This window comes from Streptomyces sp. NPDC111507 (assembly GCF_055638955.1).
Genome location: NZ_JBVKBU010000044.1, coordinates 1 through 5,949, shown reverse-complemented (window position 1 = coordinate 5,949; position 5,949 = coordinate 1). Strand labels below are relative to the sequence as shown.

The window sequence follows — 5,949 nt, the reverse complement described above, 5'->3', positions numbered from 1 at the left end:
TTGTGAACGGGGTTTGTGTCTGACCGTTGACCGCATCGGCGTCAGCGGAGGCGAGTGACTGTTTGCTGGGCTTCGAGTGCCTCTCGGAAGCGGACGTTCTCGAGGGTGACGTACTGGATCTGGGCGGTGGCGAGGGCGAGGGCAGCGGTGAGTTCGCGGTTGCGGCGCCGAAGTTTCGCGTTGCGGGCGATCAGGACGTCCAGGGCGGATGGCTCCTGTACTTGCTCCTCGGAGGGGGCCGTTCGGCGGGTGGTGATCTCCTGGACGAGGTCGGGGTAGCGGCGTCGGAAGGTCGTGTTGCTGATGCCCAGGCTGCGGGCGAACGCGAGGACACTCGGCCGGCGGTTGGAGTCGCGGCAGGCGGCCAGCATCTCCTCCATGCGCTTGCGGACGAGAGCGCCGGGAAGATCATGGTGCATGTCGTTCATGAGCTGATCACCGGGATTCCGTTGCTGACCAGGAAATCCGTGATCTCGGCCCGGCGTCCGTTGAGCCGGTGAAGCAGCAGCGGGGGCAACAAAGGACGCCCTGCGAGGCGACGCTCGATCCGCGCGAGTTCGCGCTGCCATGCTTGCGTGTTCTCGATGGTCAGGGCGACGTTCCGGCAGGCCAGCGGCAGGCAGCCGCCGTGCTCGGGAAGTCCTTCGCCGCGGCCCCGCCGGGCCTTCTCGCAGAGTGCCTTGGCGGGGTCGTGGACGCAGGTGATGTAGGTGCCTGGATAGACCGCTGGATCGTTGCGTTTCATGATCCTCTTGAGCCGGTTCCTGTCGAGTGCCAACTGCCCCTGGAACTGGGCGCGTTCGCCGAAGTCCTGGAGCCGGGTGGCTGCTTCCTCCGTTGAAGGTCCCTTGAAGTCGGTGTGCTCGTGGGCATCGATCTTCTCGGCGTAGAACTCTCCGCGGCTCAGGGCCTGCTCGCTCTCCACCTCCGCCCGGAAGCCGGACGCGCTGGTGCCTGCATAGCCTTCGAACATCTGGATGCTTGTGTGCCGGTATTGCAGGGCGCCCGCGATGACGCCGCCGGGCCGGCGGGCGATGAACCAGGCGAGGGTGCGGCGGAAGACGCTGGTCTTCAGAGGGAAGACCATCTTGTTGACCTTGGGGATGACGTCGGGCCGCCCGGTGTCCGCGCAGTAGTCGTTGATCCAGGTGACGAAACGGGCGAGCTGGGTGTTCGTCGCCCCGCTGGTCAACGCGGCGAACGTACCCTTCTGTGCTGCGGGTCCGTGGCCGAGCCGGGAGAAGAGGTAGTCCACGTCCGGCAGCTGGAGGGACTCCATCACTTTGATCGCGCGGGCGACGGGTTCCCCGACGACCCAGGTCGCCGGGACTCCCGCGGTGTCGCGTTCGCCTTTGAAGGCGAGGCTGCGGACCTTCCAGCGGTAGGGGTTGCCGTCCTCGTCGCACTGAATCTGCAGGCAGCCGCGTCGCAGGTGCTTGACCTCCGAGTCCCGCATCCCGCTGAGGAAGGCGATCACGATGTAGCACGCGGCCTGGAGGTGCCGCGCGAGGTGGGCGAGGCTCGTGGGGGCCAGATGGAAGGTGGCGATGCCGTCGATCCACGGCTCGCCGTCCAGCCGCGCGGTGATCTCGGTGTCGAAGTAGCTGAACGGTGCGATGCCGACGACAGCAGCGGCGGCTTCGATCATGTCGGCGTATCTGTCGACCGACTTGCGTCCGCAGCCCAGCGTCCGCGCGATGTGCTCGACGTTCGGACGTCCGTTGTAGCCGGGCAAGGGACGCTTCTGTGCGAGATGCTCGTCGAGCATCTGCCGCAGCCGCGCCTGGATGGCGCCCTTGCGCCGTTTGCGAGTGACCTTGTGCAGCCGCATCTGCCGCCAGCAGTGATCAGCGCGCAGGATGTCTGCCGAGAACGCGTCGACGAACCGGAACGCCCAGCCCAGCAGGGGTCCGAGGACTTGCTCGGGCATCCGGTCGGTGGCGTTCTCGGCCCGCTTCTCGGACTTGCTCTCGCTCCAGCCGTCGAGCCGCAGAGGGTCGAACCGCAGGGCCTCGCTCCCCAGTCGGGTCCGCCAGCGCCACAAGATCCGGATGGTCCTGCGGTGCCGGACCCGGGCGCTGGTTGACGCGGGGTAGGTGGCCAGCAGGTGGCGGCTGTAGTCCTCCAGGTCCCGGGGCGTCACCTCGCTCAGAGTGACGCGGTCCGGCGGCCACCGCTCGTCCAGCCAGAGGATCAGCGCCTTGAGGTCGCCGAAGTACGCCCTGATGCAGTGGAGGCTGATCTGGTCCTCGCCGTCCGGCGGGTCGGCCGACAGCAGGGTGTGGAACACCCTCTTGGCCGCGGGCCGGAACCGGTCCGGCAGGACGGGGAAGTTCAGGATGTAGGCGCGCTCGTGCTCCTTGAGCATGGCCTGCTTGAACCGCCAGATCTCATCGCCGTAGCGGCTGGTCTGGCTCAGGTGGACGCCCGGCCGCAGCGGGCGGGTCCGCAAGACGAAGGGACCCGCGGCGGTGCGGCCGGCGGGTGCCAGGGCGGTGATGCTCATAGGTGCTCCCAGGGAGGTTCGACGAGATCGAGCAGGGCGTCCGCGGGGTGCTGTGCGCGGGCGTCGGCGATCTCGGCGGGGTCGAACTTGGCGAGGATGTCCCGCTTGACCGCCATCCAGGCCGGCCCGTAGCGCTTCCACCAGTCCAGTTCGCTGATCTGCTGGCGCCGTTCGCCCAGTGCGTCGAGCAGGGCGACGAGCCGGGGCAGATGGTCGCGGGTGACCAGGCAGTTCCCGCAGTGGAAGCAGTCCAGGAAGGAGTCGCCGCAGACGGTGCCGGTGGCCGGGTGCCGGTCGTGGTCGGCGCATGCCGTCCAGGCCGTGTCCAGGTCGCCGCTGTGCAGGTCCTTGGCGGTTTCCTCGTCAAGGCCGGCCTCGCCCAGCCGCTCGGGGGAAGCGGGGCCGGGGACAACGGTCGGCGCCCCGCCCCTGGACTGCATCGCCGCCTGGTGAGCCTGGACTGCGGCCTGTTCGGCGTCGACGAGTGCCTCGGCCATGACCTCCTCGGCCCAGGTGCGGGTGGCCTCGTCCGCGGCCAGGTAGTTGGTGAACAGCACCTGCGCGGTGTTCGTCTTCGCCGCCGACGGCAGGTGCCCGCCCATCTGCTTGGTCCGCCGCGCGTCGGCGGTGGTCTTGATCCGGTTGAAGTTGACCTGCAGGGTCCGCGGCTCGTCCTGGTCATCGTCCGCGTCGGCCAGCAGAGGTCGGTTCTTCGCCCACCCGCGCAGGTCGATGCTGGCGGCCAGGCGCAGATCGAGTTCGAATGGCGCCCAGTGCTCCTCCTGCGTGACGGCGATGCCGGAGCTATGGCCGTTGCGCCAGAAGCAGATCGCCGAGGAGGATCCGCAGAACTCACGGCTGCGCGCCGTCAGCTCCAGCAACAGCAGATAGGCACCACCCGCGGTGTGAAGCTCCCGGTTCGGCGGGCCGATCTCCCACGTCGCGGTCTGGAACCAGTGCCTGGACCCGCGGCGGCGCTTGATGACCTCCAGCTCGACAGCGCGGCCCTCCACGATGCGGTGCTTGGCGGGCAGTTCCTTCAAGGTCTCGCCGTTGCGGGCCGTCAAGATTCCCAGCAGGACCAGCGGCGGGGCCAGGTCCTGCCAGGTCAGGAACAACTGCGACGCCAAGAGCCGCCGTTCGTGATCGCCGGGGAACCCGCTGAAGGCGGGGACCACGCCGGTGGATGCCATGGCATCCAGCACCTCGCCGCGGGATCTCTCCTCGGCGCTCAGCTCTCCGGGCGCTGTACGAAATCTCCGCAGCAGATCCTCGGCGGCCCGGACCCTCTTCGCGATCCGGGCGGTGTCCGCGCGGGCCGCCGCGGCCAGCCGGTCCCACTCTCCGTTCGAGTAACCGCCCGTCGGCGTGCCGGGAGGCTTGGGGATCACGCGGGTGAGGGCATTCATGGCCGGCTCGGGAATCCGGCCGGCCAGCCGCCGGTCCGAGAACAGCGTACGAATCGCCGTCTGCAGCCCGTAGCGGGCGATGCGCGTGCCCTCCGTATCGTCGAAGAACGCCCTCACGTGCTCCTGTGACAACTTCTCCGGCGTGTCCGCCGACTCCCCCAGGCCCTGGATGATGTGCGTCCACTGCACGATGTGCCGCCAGCAGTTCAACGCGCTCGCCAGGGTCCGCAGCCCGCCGCTGGGACCGATCCTCAATGCGAACGCCTCCGCGAGGAACTCGTGCCAGCCCTCCGCGGGCAGCCGACTGAGATCGAAGCTCTCGCGCCGGCCGTCGTCCCCGGCGAACTCCACCACCAGGCCGCCCTCCCACTGCCGGACCGCCGGAGGCGCCGCGTAGTCCCCGTCCGGCCGGACCGACACGCGCCCCGGGCCCGTGCTGCCCCGCCCCCGGCGGCTCACCCCTCCCCTCCCGCCGCTGCCAGATCCGCCGGGGGGTCCTCGCCGCCGAGCTCCTCGACGGCGGTCTCCCGCACGTCCTCCCAGGTGTCCGGCACCAACGCCATCCGCGTCTCCATTTCCAGTTCCTGCAAGGCATGCAGATAGATCAAGGTGCTGAGCACCGAGGCATGGCGCAGCCGTCGGCGGACCCAGTCCAGCGGGTCGCCGAAGATCCGGACGTAGTGCAGCCGCTGGTCCGGATTGAGGTCCCCCAGCGCGGCGATGTGCCCGCGCTGCAGCTGTTCGAGCGTGACGACGGCAAACGAGTGGCGCAGCAGGTGGGCGTGAGCTCTCACCTCCAGGCCCAGGTCAGCGCACCTCTGATTGGCGGCGGTGAACATGTCCTTCCAGGTGGACACCGCCAGCGGCATGCCGCTCTCGCCGAGCCAGAACAGGGCTGGCTCCAGACCCGCGTCCGTCTCCACCAGCAGCCGGCGCCTCTCGGCCGGGCCGAGAAGCCGGACATCCACCCGCCGCCCGGCCATCGCCCCCGTCGTGTAGCGGGCGGTGTTCGCTCTGCCGCGGTCCTCGACGACCAGCGGACGACGGATCTTGGCATAGCGGCCCTCCGCCTGTGCCTCCTCCACCACGGCGGCGCGATCGTGCAAGGCGTAGTCCGTCAGATCCCGCCGTACTGACGCCGGAACGTAGATCCAGCCCGCCGACTGCCGCTTGGCGATCGCCCCCGGCAGCCAGAACCTGCTGTAGCCCGTAGGCCCGGGACCGGTGGGCACCTCCCACTCGACCAGATGCGCCTGCTCAGACAGACGCAGTCCGGTGCGGACCATCAAATCGGTGAAGGCCGAATTACGTTCGCTCCACCGCCCCCGAAACCCTCTCCGGGGGCGCCCATCGGCCCCGTAGCCGCGTACCCCCACGTCCCGCCAGCGCCGATAGGACACGGCTGGCAGCCACTCGATGCGATCGCCGCCCTCGTCGTGGGCGTAGGTCGCGGGCACGGTGTCGCTGGTCGCTCTCCGTGGTCGAGGCACCTGGTGCCCTGACCACTCCATCCGCGACCGCTGCGGGATGGGCACCTCGCCCACCCATTTCTTGGACACGGCGTGCAGGTAGAACTGCTGCAGGTGGGAGACCTCCTGACTCCAGGTGCCGCCGTCAACCCTGGGGCCACGAGGGTCTCGACGACGCCAGTGGTGATAAGCGAGGTGATCTTCCTCTGTGGCCTCGCGCCAGCCCTTCCCACCGCGGTTCCGGTGCAGGAAGTTCAGGTGCCGCTCCAGCGCGGACGCCCTGTTGATCTGGCTGTTCAGCGGCCCCGCCAGGAAGTCCACCCGATGGAAGTAGGAGTTCAACTCCACGTCGTAGACGAAGCTCGGCGAGAGCAGGTACGGAGTGCCGTCGGGAAGTCCCAGGTCATCCAGCCATCGCTCCCACTCATCGGGACGAAGGCGCAGGTGGCCTGCCGCTTCCACCGAGTCAGGCAGATCTCGCGACGTGAAGTGGGCTGACCAGGTGCCAAGGCGTAACATCCGCGGACCGTACGGCATCCCGGTCAATGACCGAGCGCACACAAGC

General features: G+C 68.9%; 4 protein-coding genes. All 4 read right to left on the bottom strand.

The features are described 5' to 3' along the window. Nucleotides 1–41: 41 nt before the first annotated feature. The gene (locus tag ACZ7M2_RS52295; protein WP_471601347.1) at nucleotides 42–428 is read right to left on the bottom strand and encodes a hypothetical protein; all 387 of its coding nucleotides are present in this window, start codon (nucleotides 426–428) and stop codon (nucleotides 42–44) included. Further along, a complete protein-coding gene (locus ACZ7M2_RS52290; RefSeq protein ID WP_471601346.1) occupies nucleotides 425–2,506 on the bottom strand; it encodes a hypothetical protein in 2,082 nt (693 codons plus the stop codon). The genes ACZ7M2_RS52295 and ACZ7M2_RS52290 overlap by 4 nt, the downstream gene beginning before the upstream one ends. Beyond that, nucleotides 2,503–4,374 (bottom strand): hypothetical protein, encoded by a 1,872-nt coding sequence (locus tag ACZ7M2_RS52285; protein ID WP_471601345.1) that lies wholly within the window; start codon nucleotides 4,372–4,374, stop codon nucleotides 2,503–2,505. The genes ACZ7M2_RS52290 and ACZ7M2_RS52285 overlap by 4 nt, the downstream gene beginning before the upstream one ends. Then, a partial coding sequence (locus ACZ7M2_RS52280; protein ID WP_471601344.1) for a hypothetical protein occupies nucleotides 4,371–5,949 on the bottom strand: 1,579 nt, incomplete at its 5' end. The genes ACZ7M2_RS52285 and ACZ7M2_RS52280, both read right to left, overlap by 4 nt.